The organism is Pseudomonas sp. TH39(2020) (genome assembly GCF_016650715.1).
GTDB classification, from domain to species: Bacteria; Pseudomonadota; Gammaproteobacteria; order Pseudomonadales; family Pseudomonadaceae; genus Aquipseudomonas; species Aquipseudomonas mandelii_C.
Genome location: NZ_JAEKFF010000006.1, coordinates 1,505,866 through 1,521,440, shown reverse-complemented (window position 1 = coordinate 1,521,440; position 15,575 = coordinate 1,505,866). Strand labels below are relative to the sequence as shown.

The 15,575-nt window shown below is 60.2% G+C and carries 14 protein-coding genes; 13 read left to right on the top strand and 1 reads right to left on the bottom strand.

Annotation, left to right across the window (positions count from 1 at the left end):
• The first annotated feature begins 41 nt into the window (after nucleotides 1-41).
• Nucleotides 42-584, top strand: a complete 543-nt coding sequence (gene orn / locus JFU47_RS14805; protein WP_008035288.1) for an oligoribonuclease — start codon at nucleotides 42-44, stop codon at nucleotides 582-584.
• A gap of 200 nt (nucleotides 585-784) precedes the next feature.
• Entirely contained in the window at nucleotides 785-1,396 is a 612-nt protein-coding gene (locus JFU47_RS14800) for a trimeric intracellular cation channel family protein (protein WP_008153267.1), read from the top strand.
• A 112-nt stretch (nucleotides 1,397-1,508) separates the two neighbouring features.
• Here JFU47_RS14800 and queG read toward each other — a convergent pair whose 3' ends face one another.
• Nucleotides 1,509-2,573, bottom strand: coding sequence for a tRNA epoxyqueuosine(34) reductase QueG (gene queG, locus JFU47_RS14795; RefSeq protein ID WP_201183798.1), 1,065 nt, complete (start codon nucleotides 2,571-2,573; stop codon nucleotides 1,509-1,511).
• 63 nt (nucleotides 2,574-2,636) lie between these two features.
• On the opposite strand from queG, the gene JFU47_RS14790 reads away from it, so the two are divergent.
• The 11 genes from JFU47_RS14790 (at nucleotide 2,637) to JFU47_RS14740 (ending at nucleotide 15,555) form a co-directional block, all read left to right on the top strand.
• Nucleotides 2,637-4,136 (top strand): NAD(P)H-hydrate dehydratase, encoded by a 1,500-nt coding sequence (locus JFU47_RS14790; protein WP_201183795.1) that lies wholly within the window; start codon nucleotides 2,637-2,639, stop codon nucleotides 4,134-4,136.
• The gene (tsaE, locus tag JFU47_RS14785; RefSeq protein WP_201183793.1) at nucleotides 4,124-4,594 is read left to right on the top strand and encodes a tRNA (adenosine(37)-N6)-threonylcarbamoyltransferase complex ATPase subunit type 1 TsaE; all 471 of its coding nucleotides are present in this window, start codon (nucleotides 4,124-4,126) and stop codon (nucleotides 4,592-4,594) included. Before JFU47_RS14790 ends, tsaE begins: the two co-directional genes overlap by 13 nt.
• Nucleotides 4,595-6,022, top strand: coding sequence for an N-acetylmuramoyl-L-alanine amidase (locus JFU47_RS14780; protein ID WP_274609991.1), 1,428 nt, complete (start codon nucleotides 4,595-4,597; stop codon nucleotides 6,020-6,022).
• Nucleotides 6,019-7,929 carry a DNA mismatch repair endonuclease MutL gene (gene mutL / locus JFU47_RS14775; RefSeq protein ID WP_446739634.1) on the top strand — a complete coding sequence of 637 codons (1,911 nt, stop codon included), beginning with the start codon at nucleotides 6,019-6,021 and terminating at the stop codon, nucleotides 7,927-7,929. Before JFU47_RS14780 ends, mutL begins: the two co-directional genes overlap by 4 nt.
• Nucleotides 7,929-8,900, top strand: coding sequence for a tRNA (adenosine(37)-N6)-dimethylallyltransferase MiaA (miaA, locus tag JFU47_RS14770; RefSeq protein ID WP_140894932.1), 972 nt, complete (start codon nucleotides 7,929-7,931; stop codon nucleotides 8,898-8,900). Before mutL ends, miaA begins: the two co-directional genes overlap by 1 nt.
• Before the next feature lie 94 nt (nucleotides 8,901-8,994).
• Nucleotides 8,995-9,255, top strand: a complete 261-nt coding sequence (gene hfq, locus JFU47_RS14765) for an RNA chaperone Hfq (protein WP_007902656.1) — start codon at nucleotides 8,995-8,997, stop codon at nucleotides 9,253-9,255.
• A gap of 12 nt (nucleotides 9,256-9,267) precedes the next feature.
• Nucleotides 9,268-10,569 (top strand): ribosome rescue GTPase HflX, encoded by a 1,302-nt coding sequence (gene hflX / locus JFU47_RS14760; protein WP_010464197.1) that lies wholly within the window; start codon nucleotides 9,268-9,270, stop codon nucleotides 10,567-10,569.
• A 96-nt stretch (nucleotides 10,570-10,665) separates the two neighbouring features.
• Nucleotides 10,666-11,835, top strand: coding sequence for an FtsH protease activity modulator HflK (gene hflK, locus JFU47_RS14755; RefSeq protein ID WP_123369066.1), 1,170 nt, complete (start codon nucleotides 10,666-10,668; stop codon nucleotides 11,833-11,835).
• Nucleotides 11,835-12,704: a protease modulator HflC gene (hflC, locus tag JFU47_RS14750; RefSeq protein WP_008156983.1), complete on the top strand. Its 870-nt coding sequence runs from the start codon at nucleotides 11,835-11,837 to the stop codon at nucleotides 12,702-12,704. Before hflK ends, hflC begins: the two co-directional genes overlap by 1 nt.
• A 316-nt stretch (nucleotides 12,705-13,020) precedes the next feature.
• On the top strand, nucleotides 13,021-14,208 hold the full coding sequence (locus tag JFU47_RS14745; protein ID WP_123369067.1) for an ATP phosphoribosyltransferase regulatory subunit: 1,188 nt from the start codon (nucleotides 13,021-13,023) through the stop codon (nucleotides 14,206-14,208).
• 54 nt (nucleotides 14,209-14,262) lie between these two features.
• Entirely contained in the window at nucleotides 14,263-15,555 is a 1,293-nt protein-coding gene (locus JFU47_RS14740; RefSeq protein WP_010464193.1) for an adenylosuccinate synthase, read from the top strand.
• Nucleotides 15,556-15,575: the final 20 nt, after the last annotated feature.

The following is a 15,575-nucleotide window of genomic DNA, read 5'->3' as shown; positions in this document are numbered from 1 at the left end:
TGCCTAGGCTAAACTGCGCAGCATTGCCTAGGAGCTGACACATGCAAAACCCACAGAATCTGATCTGGATCGACCTGGAAATGACCGGTCTGAACCCTGATACCGACGTCATCATCGAAATGGCCACCATCGTCACCGACAGTGACCTGAACACCTTGGCCGAAGGTCCGGTGATCGCCATCCACCACAGCGACGAAATTCTCGCCGGCATGGACGAGTGGAATACCCGTCAACACGGCGGCTCCGGGCTGACCCAGCGCGTTCGCGACAGCCGCATCAGCATGGCCGAAGCCGAAGCCGAGACCATTGCCTTCCTGGAGAAATGGGTGCCGAAGGGCAAATCGCCGATCTGTGGCAACAGCATCTGCCAGGACCGTCGCTTCCTTTATACCCACATGAAATCCCTGGAAAGCTTCTTCCACTACCGCAACCTCGACGTGTCGACCCTTAAAGAGTTGGCCGCACGCTGGGCGCCGGACGTGCGCGACAGCTTCAAAAAGGGCAGCACCCACCTGGCCCTGGACGACATTCGCGAATCGATCGCCGAGCTGCAGCATTACCGCAAGCATTTCATCAAGTTCTGATTCGAGTGTCTGCTCCGGCTCCTTCGCGAGCAGGCTCGCTCCCACAATGGACCTGCGTTTACAGGGTTAGTGTGGGAGCGAGCCTGCTCGCGAAGGCGTCCGCACAGTCACCTTCGATGGTTGAGTTGATTCTGTGACGCCCTCTTTTGGTGCCGTCCCTAAATGGCTAGACTGCGCGCCTTCCTGCAAGGACCGCCACCATGTTGCTGATGCTTTACCTGATCGCCATTACCGCCGAAGCCATGACCGGTGCCTTGTCGGCCGGCCGTCGCGGGATGGATTGGTTTGGCGTGGTGCTGATTGCCTGCGTCACGGCTTTGGGTGGGGGTTCGGTGCGTGACGTGCTGCTCGGTCACTACCCGCTGACCTGGGTCAAACACCCGGAATACCTGGTGCTGACCTCGGTGGCGGCGATGTTCACGGTTTTCGCTGCACGCTGGATGCGCCACCTGCGCTCGCTGTTTCTGGTGCTCGACGCCGTGGGCCTGGTGGCGTTCACCCTGATTGGCTGCATGACCGCGCTGGAAATGGGCCACGGCATGCTGGTGGCTTCGGTCAGCGGCGTAATCACCGGGGTTTTCGGCGGCATCCTGCGCGACATCTTCTGCAACGACATCCCGCTGATCTTCCGCCGCGAACTCTACGCCAGTGTCTCGTTCGCTGCGGCGTGGTGCTACATGCTCTGCATTTACCTGCAATTGCCGGGTGAACAGGCGATTTTGATCACGCTGTTTGGCGGCTTCCTGCTGCGTTTGCTGGCGATCCGGTTTCATTGGGAAATGCCGAAGTTCGTTTATAACGACGAAGCCTGAAACCACCGGATCTCTTGTAGGAGCTGTCGAGTGAAATGAGGCTGCGATCTTTTGACTTGGTTTTTAAGAAGCAAAAATCAAAAGATCGCAGCCTCGTTTCACTCGACAGCTCCTACATAAGTCCGTGTTGCTTCAACGCCCACTCGACATGCTCACGCACCAGCTCTGACGGATAGTCGCGCCGCGCCTTCAACGCTTCCAGCACAGGAATGCTCGACGGCGCATTCCCCAGACCAACCGCCAGGTTTCGCAGCCAGCGTTCGTAACCCGCCCGGCGTAACGGCGAACCTTCGGTACTGCGAAGAAACTTGTCCTCGTCCCACATGAACAGTTCGGCCAACTCTGCGTTGTCCAGATTGTGTCGTGGTTTGAAGTCGCTTTCGCCGGACGGACGGGCGAAGCGGTTCCACGGGCAGACAATCTGGCAGTCATCACAGCCAAATACCCGATTGCCGATCAGTGGCCGTAAATCTTCCGGGATCGCGCTTTTCAGTTCGATGGTCAGGTAGGAAATACAGCGTCGGGCATCCAGTACGTACGGGCCGACGAAGGCGTTGGTCGGGCAGATGTCGAGGCACGCCGTGCAGCGGCCGCAATGTTCGGTAGCGTGAGGTGGGTCGACGGGCAGCGGCAGGTCGACGAACAGTTCGCTGAGAAAGAAGTAACTGCCGGCCTTGCGATTCAAGACCAGGGTATTTTTGCCGATCCAGCCAAGACCGGCCTGTTCCGCGATGGCTTTTTCCAGCACCGGCGCGCTGTCGACGAAGGCGCGGAAACCAAACGGGCCGATCTCGGCCTGAATTTTATCGGCCAGTTGTTGCACGCGTTTACGGATCAATTTGTGGTAATCGCGGCCCAAGGCATAACGCGAGACGTAGGCTTTTGCAGGTTGTGCCAAGCGTTTGGCCATTTCGGTGTCGCCCGGCAGGTAGTCCATGCGTAGGGAAACGACCCGAAGTGTGCCGGGCACCAGCTCTTCCGGGTGTGAGCGTTTGCTGCCGTGGGCGCCCATGTAGTCCATTTCGCCGTGGTAGCCCGCCGCAAGCCAGCGCTCCAGGTGCTGCTCATGCTCGGCCAGGTCGAGGCCGCTGATGCCGACTTGCTGAAAGCCCAGCTCGCGGCCCCAGTCCTTGATGGATTGGGCGAGGGCGGGCAGGTCTGTGGTAATTGCGGGCATGAGGCGAGAGAAACCGGAGCTGAGGTGCGTATAATTCTGCCAGACATCGGAGCCCGAAGACGCATGCCGCACACTAAAGATGATTTACCCGACGCGCTGTATAGCGCCGCGCAAGTTCGAGCCCTTGATGCGAGCCTGATCGCGGGCGGCACACCGGGCTTCGAATTGATGCAGCGCGCGGCGCGGGCGACCTGGCGTGCGCTGGTCCGCCATTGGCCGTCGGCGAATGAATTGAGTGTCGTGGCCGGTCATGGCAATAACGCCGGCGACGGTTATCTGGTGGCCGTGCTGGCCCGACGTGCCGGCTGGCATGTGCGGGTGTTGGCGGTCGGTGATCCCAAGCGTTTGCGGGGTGACGCGGCATTGGCCCATGCCGAGGCCGTGTCCGAAGGTGTCGCAATTCAAGCCTGGGGCGCACAGTCCGAGTTGCGCGGCGTGGTGCTGGATGCCTTGCTTGGCACTGGTTTGACGGGAGAGGTGCGAGCACCCTGCGCGGGCGCCATCGCGGCGATCAACGGCAGCGGGCTGCCGGTTGCGGCGGTGGATATCCCTTCGGGGTTGTGCGCTGATACCGGACGAATACTCGGCGCTGCGGTGCGGGCTGACCTGACGGTGACGTTCATCGGCCTGAAATTGGGTCTGTTCACCGGCGATGCTGCAGACGTGGTCGGCGAGTTGGTGTTCAACGATCTGCAGGCCTCCGCCGAGTCGTTTAACGGAGTCGCCATCAGTGCACGTCGCCTGACGGCCACTTCCTTGCCGCGTCTGCCGGCCCGGGCTCCAACCTCCCATAAAGGCAGATACGGCCACGTCCTGCTGATCGGCGGTGATCGCGGCTTTGGCGGCGCCATCCTGCTGAGCGCGCAAAGTGCCCTGCGCAGCGGTGCGGGCATGGTGTCGGTGGCGACTCGCAGTGAACATGTTCCGGCCGCGCTGGCGAGAATCCCCGAAGCCATGGTGTTGGGCACTTCGTCGGCTAATCAATTGATGGGACTGCTTCAAAAGGTTTCCGTGCTGGTGGTCGGCCCGGGCTTAGGTCAGGCTTCCTGGGGGCGCAGCCTGTTGTCGGCGGCTGCCAACGCGCCGCTGCCGCAAGTCTGGGATGCCGATGCATTGAATCTGCTCGCCACAGGGAACGTGAGTTTGCCCAAGGATTGTGTGATTACCCCGCATCCGGGCGAAGCGGCGCGCTTGTTGGGGATGAGCACTGCCGAAGTGCAGGCCGATCGTCCAGCGGCGGCTCACGCATTGAGCAAAAAATATACAGCTGTCGTGGTGCTAAAAGGCGCCGGCAGCCTGATCGCCAGCCCGGATGGGCGCCTGGCGTTGTGTCATCAGGGGCACCCGGCCATGGCCACCGCCGGTTTGGGTGATGTGCTGGCCGGTCTGGTCGGCGCGTTGCTGGCTCAAGGCATGGAGGCGTTCGACGCCGCCTGCCTGGCCGTCTGGCTGCACGCCAATGCCGGTGCACAAGAAGGTAAATCGGGCCGTGGGCTGGCGGCCAGTGATCTGATCCCAGCCATTCGTCAGTTGTTGGAGGAGCAAGCACCGTGTCTGAAGTAACCCTGTACCTGGCTGATGAAGAGGCGATGACCGCATTTGGCGGGCGCATCGCAAAAACCACTCAAGGGCACGGTCTGATTTTTCTGGAAGGGGACCTGGGGGCGGGGAAAACCACGCTGTCTCGGGGCATCATCCGTGGCTTGGGGCATGTAGGCGCGGTAAAAAGTCCGACCTTCACCCTGGTCGAACCCTACGAGATTGGCGAAATCCGGGCCTTCCATTTCGACCTCTATCGCCTGGTCGACCCTGAAGAGCTGGAGTACCTCGGTATCCGCGACTATTTCGACGACGATGCGTTGTGCCTGATCGAATGGCCCGAAAAGGGTGCAGGCTTTTTGCCAAAGCCCGACCTGACCATTACCATTAGCCCGCAAGACAGCGGGCGTTCGCTGAAAATTTTGCCCCAGGGCTCGCGTGGCGAGTTGTGGTGTGCCGCTTTGGCATTGGAAACCAATTAAATGATGGGGTTAGGTATGCGCTTTCGCGCGATGGTAGCTGCCGTAGGATTGTTGTTTTTGGCGGTGACCGTCGACGCTGTGGCCGAGACAAAGGTCAACAGCGTTCGCCTGTGGCGGGCTCCAGACAACACACGACTGGTGTTCGACCTGACCGGTCCTGTCCAGCACAGTGTCTTTACCCTGACCGCCCCGGATCGGCTGGTCATCGACATCAATGGCGCGTCACTGGGGGCGCCGCTGAACGTCAACAGCTCGAACACTCCGATCACCGCCATGCGCTCGGCTCAACGTACGCCAACCGACCTGCGGGTGGTTATCGACCTGAAAAAAGCCGTGACGCCGAAAAGTTTTACCCTGGCGCCAAACGCCCAGTACGGCAATCGCCTGGTGGTCGACTTGTTCGATAACGCCGCCGATGCGGCGCCAATTGCGGCGCCGACCAACGTCGCCACGGTCGCCCCGGTGCCCGTCACTCCGGTGGAGCCTGCGGTGAAGCTGCCGCCAGCCCCGGCCGGCAAGCGCGACATTGTTGTGGTGATCGACGCTGGCCACGGCGGCGAAGACCCGGGCGCCTCCGGCTCTCGCGGTCAGCGCGAGAAAGACGTGGTGCTGGCCATCGCCCGCGAATTGCAGCGTCAGGTCAGCGGCATGAAAGGCTTCCGCGCCGAACTGACCCGCACCGGCGACTACTTCATCCCATTGCGTGGCCGTACCGAAATCGCCCGCAAGAAGGGCGCCGACCTGTTCGTCTCGATCCATGCCGACGCCGCGCCGTCTGCGGCAGCCTTCGGTGCGTCGGTGTTCGCTTTGTCCGATCGCGGCGCCACCTCGGAAACCGCCCGCTGGCTGGCCGACAGCGAAAACCGCTCCGACTTGATCGGTGGTGCTGGCAGCGTCAGCCTCGACGACAAGGACCGCATGCTGGCCGGTGTGCTGCTCGACCTGTCGATGACCGCTTCCCTGACTTCGAGCCTGGACGTTGGCCAAAAGGTCTTGAGCAACATCAGCCGGGTCACGCCGTTGCACAAACAACGGGTGGAGCAGGCCGGGTTCATGGTGCTGAAATCGCCGGACATTCCGTCGATCCTGGTGGAAACCGGCTTCATCTCCAACTCCAACGAAGCCTCGAAACTGTCGGCGGCGAGCCACCAGCAGGCGCTGGCACGCTCGATCAGCGCCGGTGTTCGCCAGTTCTTCCAGCAGAATCCGCCACCGGGCACCTACATCGCCTGGCTACGTGATTCCGGCAAAATCGCTCAAGGTCCACGTGACCATCGGGTGAGCCCGGGCGAGACGTTGGCGATGATCGCTGTGCGTTATCAGGTGTCTCCGGCCACCCTGCGCAGCGCCAACAACCTGCAGAGTGACGAGCTGAAAATCGGTCAGACCCTGACCATTCCCGGCACTGAACTGGCGGCCAAAGAATGAACCAGGTGCTGACCAATACGGCTCGCATCGAGCTGCTCAGCCCGCGACTGGCGAACCAGATTGCCGCCGGTGAGGTGGTTGAGCGCCCAGCCTCGGTGATCAAAGAGCTTCTGGAAAACAGCCTCGACTCCGGCGCCAAGCGCATCGATGTCGATGTGGAGCAGGGCGGCGTCAAGCTGCTGCGGGTGCGCGACGATGGCAGCGGCATTTCTGCCGATGACCTGCCGCTGGCCCTGGCACGACACGCCACCAGCAAAATCCGCAATCTGGAAGACCTCGAGCAGGTCATGAGCCTGGGCTTTCGCGGTGAAGCCCTCGCGTCGATCAGCTCCGTGGCACGGCTGACCCTGACGTCCCGCACCAAAGAGGCTGATCAGGCCTGGCAGGTCGAAACCGAAGGCCGAGACATGGCGCCTCGCGTGCAGCCGGCGGCCCATCCGGTGGGCACTTCGGTGGAAGTGCGTGACTTGTTTTTCAATACCCCGGCACGACGCAAGTTTCTCAAGACCGAAAAAACCGAATTCGATCACCTGCAAGAAGTGATCAAGCGTCTGGCCCTGGCGCGTTTTGACGTGGCGTTCCATCTGCGCCACAACGGCAAGACCATCCTCGGCCTGCATGAAGCCCATGACGACGCGGCCCGTGCCCGACGTGTGGCGGCGATTTGCGGTTCGGGTTTTCTCGAGCAGGCGCTGCCGATCGAGATCGAGCGCAATGGCCTGCATTTGTGGGGCTGGGTCGGCTTGCCGACGTTCAACCGCAGCCAGGCAGACTTGCAGTATTTCTTTGTGAACGGCCGTGCCGTACGCGACAAACTGGTGGCCCACGCGGTACGCCAGGCCTATCGCGACGTGCTGTTCAATGGTCGGCACCCGACATTCGTGCTGTTTTTCGAAGTCGATCCGGCAGGCGTGGACGTCAACGTGCACCCGACCAAGCACGAAGTGCGCTTCCGTGACGGGCGCATGGTTCACGATTTCCTCTATGGCACCCTGCACCGCGCCTTGGGCGATGTGCGGCCGGAGGACCATCTGGCCGCGCCTGTCGCGACGGCCATCGTTCGACCCACTGGCATTGATGCTGGCGAGTTCGGACCACAGGGCGAAATGCGTCTGGCGGCCAATGCCTTGCTGGAACAGCCTCAGGCCCAGCCGTCGCTCAATACGCCGGCCGGCTCGGGCGCGGGTGCCGGTTATCAATATCAGTACTCGCCGCGGCCTCAATCGGGTGTGCCGGTGGCTGAAGCTCAGGCCGCCTACCGTGAGTTTTTTGCGCCGTTGCCAGAAGCGAACGCGGTCGCGCTTCCGGCCGGGCAGGATGATATTCCGCCGCTGGGTTATGCACTGGCGCAGCTCAAAGGCATCTATATTCTTTCGGAAAACGCCCAGGGCCTGGTGCTGGTGGACATGCATGCCGCTCACGAGCGGATCATGTACGAACGCCTGAAAATCGCCATGGCCAGCGAAGGCCTGAGCGGTCAGCCGCTGCTGGTGCCGGAGTCCCTGGCGGTCAGTCAGCGTGAAGCCGATTGCGCCGAAGAACACGTCGCGTGGTTCCAGCGCCTGGGCTTTGAATTGCAGCGTCTGGGCCCGGAATCCCTGGCCATCCGGCAGATCCCGGCACTGCTCAAGCAGGCAGAAGCCAATCGATTGGTCAGTGACGTCCTCGCGGACCTGATGGAATACGGCACCAGCGACCGGATTCAGGCGCACCTGAACGAGCTGCTCGGGACCATGGCCTGCCATGGCGCGATTCGGGCGAATCGACGCCTGGCCCTGCCGGAAATGAACGGTCTGCTGCGCGACATGGAAAACACCGAGCGCAGCGGTCAATGCAACCATGGCCGACCGACCTGGACCCAACTGGGCCTGGACGATCTGGACAAACTGTTCTTGCGCGGTCGTTGATGAACCAGCTCCCTCCTGCGATTTTCCTGATGGGGCCGACCGCCGCCGGCAAGACCGACCTGGCCATCGAACTCACCAAAGTCTTGCCTTGCGAGCTGATCAGCGTCGATTCGGCGCTGGTCTACCGTGGCATGGACATCGGCACCGCCAAGCCTTCAAAAGAGCTTCTGGCTGAATTTCCACACCGTTTGATCGATATTCTTGATCCGGCAGAGAGCTATTCGGCCGCCGATTTCCGTCGTGATGCCCTCGAAGCCATGGCCGAGATCACCGCGCGGGGCAAAATTCCGCTGCTGGTGGGCGGCACAATGCTCTATTACAAGGCTTTGGTTGAAGGTCTGGCAGACATGCCGGCGGCAGATCCGGACGTCCGCGCGCAGATCGAAGAAGAAGCTGCACGCCTTGGCTGGCAAGCCCTGCACGATCAACTGGCGGTCATCGATCCGGAATCCGCCGCCCGCATTCATCCAAACGATCCACAGCGACTCAGTCGAGCGCTGGAAGTTTATCGCGTCAGTGGTCAGAGCATGACTGCACTAAGGTTGCAACAATCTGCGCAAAGTACTGAAGCAGCCGCCTCGGGACTGCAACAATTGCCCTATACTGTCGCGAACTTGGCCATTGCTCCGGCAAATCGCCAGGTATTGCACGAGCGAATTAAACAAAGATTCACGAATATGTTGGAACAGGGATTCATTGACGAGGTCGTAGCCCTGCGTAAGCGAAGTGACCTGCATGCCGGGTTGCCGTCTATACGTGCAGTAGGCTACCGACAAGTCTGGGACTACCTGGATGGCAAGCTGACGCAAGCCGAGATGCAGGAACGTGGAATCATTGCCACGCGCCAATTGGCGAAGCGCCAGTTCACCTGGCTGCGCAGTTGGGCTGATTTACACTGGCTGGACAGCCTCGATTGCGACAATCTGCCGCGCGCCTTGAAATACCTTGGGACCATCTCCATATTGAGCTGAGTCCTTGCAATTGCCGTCTATCCTTGGGGGTGTGACGGCCACAAGCCATCTGTTTACCTATTTTTTATATTGAATCCTTAAAGGAGTGCGGCACATGTCAAAAGGGCATTCGCTACAAGACCCTTACTTGAATACTTTACGTAAAGAGAAAGTTGGGGTGTCCATCTACCTGGTGAACGGGATCAAACTGCAAGGCACGATCGAGTCTTTCGACCAGTTCGTTATCCTGCTGAAAAACACCGTCAGCCAGATGGTTTACAAACACGCTATCTCTACAGTGGTGCCGGTTCGTCCAATTCGTCTGCCTAGCGCAACCGAATCCGAAGCAGGTGACGCTGAGCCAGGTAACGCCTGATAGGAGTCTCCTTTGTTCTTTGAGCGCCACGGTGGTGGTGAGCGAGTGATCCTCGTTCACTTGGATGGACAGGACCCTGAGGCGCGCGAAGATCCGCAGGAGTTTCAGGAATTGGCTAATTCGGCCGGCGCCGAGACCGTTGCGTTTTTTAACGTGCCGCGTCATCGGCCAACCGCCAAATTCCTGATTGGCAGCGGCAAGGTCGAGGAGTTGCGCGACCTGGTCCATGCCGAAAAGGCAGATCTGGTCATCTTCAATCACATCCTCACGCCCAGTCAGGAACGTAACCTCGAACGTGTTTTCGAGTGTCGCGTGATCGACCGTACCGGTCTGATTCTCGATATTTTCGCCCAACGCGCCCGTACCCATGAAGGCAAGCTCCAGGTAGAACTGGCCCAGCTTGACCACATGAGCACCCGGCTGGTTCGTGGCTGGACCCACCTTGAGCGTCAGGGTGGCGGTATCGGTATGCGTGGCCCGGGTGAAACCCAGCTGGAAACCGACCGCCGTTTGCTGCGGGTACGCCTGCGACAGATCAAGGGCCGACTGGAAAAAGTGCGCAGTCAGCGCGAGCAGTCGCGACGCGGCCGTTCGCGTGCGGATATTCCTACCGTGTCCCTTGTGGGCTATACCAACGCCGGCAAATCCACGCTCTTCAATAACGTGACGAAATCCGACGTGTACGCGGCTGACCAGTTGTTTGCCACGCTGGACCCGACCTTGCGCCGTTTGGAACTCGACGACCTGGGGCCGATTGTCCTGGCCGATACGGTGGGTTTCATACGCCACTTGCCCCACAAACTGGTCGAGGCATTTCGGTCTACGCTCGAAGAGTCGAGCAACTCAGACCTGCTGTTGCACGTGATTGATGCGGCCGAACCGGATCGCATGTTGCAGATCGAGCAGGTGATGGTGGTGCTGGGCGAGATCGGTGCCCAGGACTTGCCGATCCTCGAGGTCTATAACAAACTCGATTTGCTTGAAGGCGTTGAGCCACAAATCCAGCGCGACGAAAACGGCAAGCCCCAGCGGGTCTGGCTGTCGGCGCGTGATGGCAGTGGTCTGGAATTGCTTGAGCAAGCCATTGCCGAGTTGCTGGGCGGTGATTTGTTTGTTGGCACCTTGCGCTTGCCGCAACGTTTTGCTCGACTGCGTGCGCAGTTTTTCGAACTCGGTGCGGTGCAGAAAGAAGAACACGACGAAGAAGGCATCAGCCTGCTGGCCGTTCGCTTGCCGCGGGTCGAGTTGAATCGACTGGTGAGCCGCGAAGGTCTGCAGCCGATGGAATTCATCGAGCAACACACTTTGCAATAAAAGCCTGGAAAAGCGGTTGTGCCGCGGTGACAGGCATTCTGTAGCATTGGTCGGCGCGCCGTGGGTGCGTCTTTGCTTTATCAGATGGAGAGCGCTATGGCTTGGAATGAGCCGGGTGGCAACTCGAATAATCAGGATCCTTGGGGTGGCAAACGCCGCAATAACGGCGACCGCAAGGGACCACCGGATCTCGACGAGGCCTTCCGAAAGCTGCAGGAAAGCCTGAACGGGTTGTTCGGTGGTGGTAAGAAACGCGGTGATGACGGTGGCGGTTCGGGCAGGAGTGGCGGCTTCGGCGGTCTGCTCGGCATCGGCCTGGTCGTGTTGGCGGCCGTGTGGCTGTACAGCGCGGTCTATGTAGTCGACGAGCAGGAGCAAGCCGTGGTGCTGCGCTTCGGCAAGTACTACGAAACCGTTGGCCCGGGCCTGAACATCTATTTCCCGCCGATCGATCGCAAGTACCTGGAAAACGTCACGCGTGAGCGTGCCTATACCAAGCAGGGTCAAATGCTGACTGAAGACGAGAACATCGTCGAAGTGCCTCTGACCGTGCAGTACAAGATCAGCAACCTGCAGGACTTCGTGCTGAGCGTTGATCAGCCGGAAATCAGCCTGCAGCACGCGACCGAAAGTGCCTTGCGCCACGTGGTGGGTTCCACTGCGATGGACCAGGTGCTGACCGAAGGTCGTGAATTGATGGCCAGCGAAATCAAGGAGCGTCTGCAACGCTTCATGGATACTTATCGCACCGGTATCACCGTCACTCAGGTCAACGTACAGAGCGCAGCCGCACCGCGTGAAGTGCAGGAAGCCTTCGATGACGTGATCCGCGCCCGTGAAGACGAGCAGCGTTCGCGTAACCAGGCTGAAACCTACGCCAACGGCGTCGTGCCGGAAGCCCGTGGTCAGGCCCAGCGCATCATCGAAGATGCCAATGGTTACCGTGACGAAACCGTCTCGCGCGCCAAGGGTGAAGCTGATCGCTTCACCAAGCTGGTGAGCGAGTATCGCAAGGCACCTGAAGTGACCCGTCAGCGTCTGTACCTGGACACCATGCAGGAAGTCTTCAGCAATACCAGCAAGGTTCTCGTGACCGGCAACAAGAATGGCCAGAGCAATCTGCTGTACTTGCCGCTGGACAAGATGGTCGAAGGCGGTCGCAACACCAGCACTCCGGTGACCGGCGCGGCAGCCACCAGCAATGAAGCGAATGTGCGTGCAGCCGATCTGCAGCAACAGCAAGCACGTACCAGGGAGAGTCGCTGATGAGCAATAAATCGCTGATCGCCCTTATTGTCGGCGTCGTCGTGGCGATCGCTGCCTGGAACTGCTTCTACATCGTGGCTCAGACCGAGCGTGCGGTGCTGCTGCAGTTCGGTCGTGTGGTCCAGACTGATGTTCAGCCGGGCCTGCATGTGAAAGTGCCTTACGTTAACCAGGTGCGCAAATTCGACGCACGCCTGATGACGCTGGATGCACCGACGCAACGCTTCCTGACGCTGGAAAAGAAAGCCGTCATGGTCGATGCCTACGCCAAGTGGCGCGTGAAAGATGCCGAGCGCTTCTACACCGCGACTTCCGGTCTCAAGCAGATTGCTGACGAGCGTCTTTCCCGTCGTCTGGAGTCGGGCCTGCGTGACCAGTTCGGTAAGCGCACGCTGCATGAAGTGGTTTCCGGTGAGCGCGATGCGCTGATGACCGATATCACGGCTTCGCTGAACAAGATGGCGGAAAAAGAGCTGGGCATCGAAGTTGTCGATGTTCGGGTCAAGGCCATCGATCTGCCGAAAGAAGTAAACCGCAGCGTGTTCGAACGCATGAGTTCCGAGCGTGAGCGTGAAGCTCGCGAGCACCGCGCCAAGGGTAACGAACTGTCAGAAGGCATTCGTGCCGACGCTGATCGTCAACGCCGCGTGTTGCTGGCTGAAGCCTATCGTGAATCTGAAGAGGTTCGTGGTGATGGTGATGCCCAGGCGGCTGCGATCTACTCCAAGGCCTACGGCCAGGATCAGGAGTTCTACGGTTTCTACCGTAGCCTGCGCGCCTACCGTGAAAGCTTCGCGAACAAATCCGACGTCATGGTCCTGGACCCAAGCAGCGACTTCTTCCGTTACCTGGAAAAAGCCAAGCCTTGATACGACGTTGACCTGAATCATCCCCCCGCCTGGCGGCTAACGCCTCGGGCGGGGTGATCCTTTGGGAAAACGTGTGTATGATGCGGCAGCCGGGAAATTCCCGGCTTTTTTGCGTCTGCACGTTTGATTGCTGTTTTTATGCAGGCGTCCGAGTTGAATGACTCGACAGGTTTTTCGAGGAAAGTGGTTGGCGAAGCCGATTTCAGGCTTTTCGCCCCGTTGTTCATGCGCGTGGTTTGCGCATGAGCCAATCATTTTCTGCTTCACTCAAGGCTCGCCCAAAGGCTTGCCGCCCGGATCATAGGGGAATGGCGTAATGGCAACGGTAGACCGCTGGCTGCTGCCAGATGGCATCGAAGAAGTACTGCCACCAGAAGCGGCGCGCATTGAAGTCGCGCGTCGTCAGGTGTTGGATCTGTTCCAGAGCTGGGGTTACGAGTTTGTCGTGACTCCCCATATCGAGTACCTGGAATCCCTGCTGACCGGCGCGGGCCAGGACCTTGATCTGCGTACCTTCAAGGTCATCGACCCGCAATCGGGCCGGCAGATGGGTTTCCGTGCCGACATCACGCCGCAAGTGGCGCGCATCGATGCGCACACCTTGCGTCGCGAAGGTCCGAGCCGTCTGTGCTATGCCGGTAGCGTGCTGCACGCTCAACCGCGCGCCTTGTCGTCCTCGCGCAGCCCGATCCAGCTGGGTGCCGAGCTGTACGGCGATGCCAGCCCGAGCAGCGACGTGGAAGTCATCAGCCTGATGTTGGCTATGCTGCAACTGGCCGATGTGCCGGATGTGCACATGGATCTCGGTCATGTGGGTATCTACCGCGGCCTGGCTCGCGCCGCCGGTTTGTCCGGTGAAGTCGAGCAGCAGTTGTTCGACGCGTTGCAACGTAAAGCTATCGACGAGGTCATTACCTTGACCGAAGGCCTGCCTGCCGATCTGTCGGGCATGTTGCGGGCGCTGGTTGACCTGTGTGGCGGCCGTGAAGTATTGAGCGCTGCCCGCGAGCGTCTTGCGGATGCGCCGGCGCCGGTACTGGCAGCTCTGGGCGACTTGCTGGCGATTGCCGAGCGTCTGTCCGCGCGTTTCCCTGAGTTGCCGTTGTATTTCGACCTGGGCGAGTTGCGCGGCTACCACTACCACACCGGTGTGGTGTTCGCGGTGTTCGTACCGGGTGTTGGCCAGTCCATTGCTCAGGGCGGTCGTTACGACGACATCGGTGCCGACTTCGGTCGGGCTCGTCCGGCAACCGGCTTCTCTACCGATTTGAAAACCCTGGTGACCCTGGGGCGTGCTGAGATCGAGTTACCGTCTGGCGGTATCTGGATGCCTGACAGTACGGATGCGGCACTCTGGCAGCAGGTTTGCCAGTTGCGCAGTGAGGGTCAGCGTGTCGTTCAGGCGTTGCCTGGGCAACCTTTGGCCGCCGCCCGTGAAGCGGACTGCGACCGGCAATTGATTCAGCAGAACGGGCTTTGGCAAGTATCGCCACTGGCTTCTTGAGTTTTCCTGCCGGCCGCGGCCGGCACCAAGTTTGCGCGAATGAGGACAAGTGTTATGGGTAAGAATGTCGTAGTCCTGGGCACCCAATGGGGTGATGAGGGCAAAGGCAAGATCGTTGATCTGCTGACCGAACATGCTGCCGCCGTAGTGCGCTATCAGGGTGGCCACAACGCTGGTCACACCTTGGTGATCGATGGCGAAAAAACCGTCTTGCACCTGATTCCGTCGGGCGTGCTGCGCGAAGGTGTGCAGTGCCTGATCGGCAACGGCGTGGTGGTTGCACCCGACGCTCTGCTGCGGGAAATCATCAAGCTGGAAGAGAAAGGCGTCCCGGTGCGCGAGCGCCTGCGTATCAGCCCGTCCTGCCCGCTGATCCTGTCCTACCACGTAGCGCTGGACCAGGCTCGTGAAAAGGCCCGTGGCGAGCTGAAGATCGGTACTACCGGTCGCGGCATCGGCCCTGCGTACGAAGACAAGGTTGCACGTCGTGGCCTGCGCATCGGTGACCTGTTCCATCGTGAGCGTTTCGCCGCCAAGCTGGGTGAGTTGCTGGATTACCACAACTTCGTCCTGGTCAATTACTACAAAGAGCCTGCGATCGACTTCCAGAAAACACTCGACGAGTGCATGGAATACGCCGAGCTGCTGAAGCCGATGATGCTCGACGTCACCGCTGAGCTGCACGAACTGCGTCGCGCTGGCAAAGACATCATGTTCGAAGGCGCCCAAGGCTCCCTGCTGGACATCGACCACGGTACCTACCCGTACGTCACCAGCTCCAACACCACCGCGGGCGGCATCGCTACCGGTTCTGGTTTTGGTCCGATGTACCTGGATTACATCCTGGGCATCACCAAGGCTTACACCACTCGCGTTGGTTCGGGTCCGTTCCCGACTGAGCTGTTCGACGACGTGGGTGCTTTCCTGGCCAAGCGTGGCCACGAGTTCGGCGCTACTACTGGCCGTGCCCGTCGTTGCGGCTGGTTCGATGCCGTCATCCTGCGTCGCGCTATCGACGTCAACAGCATCTCGGGCCTGTGCCTGACCAAGCTGGACGTGCTGGACGGTCTGGAAACCATCAACATCTGCGTTGGCTACAAGAACCAGGATGGTGCAGTGATCGACGCACCGACTGACGCCGACAGCTATATCGGCCTGGAGCCGGTGTACGAAGAGATGCCCGGCTGGACCGAATCCACCGTCGGTGCCAAGACCCTGGAAGAGCTGCCACAGGCTGCACGCAACTACATCAAACGCGTCGAAGAGTTGGTCGGCGCGCCGATCGACATTATTTCGACGGGCCCGGACCGCAACGAAACCATCGTTCTGCGTCACCCGTTCGCCTAATAAGTCGTTGATGTAAAACA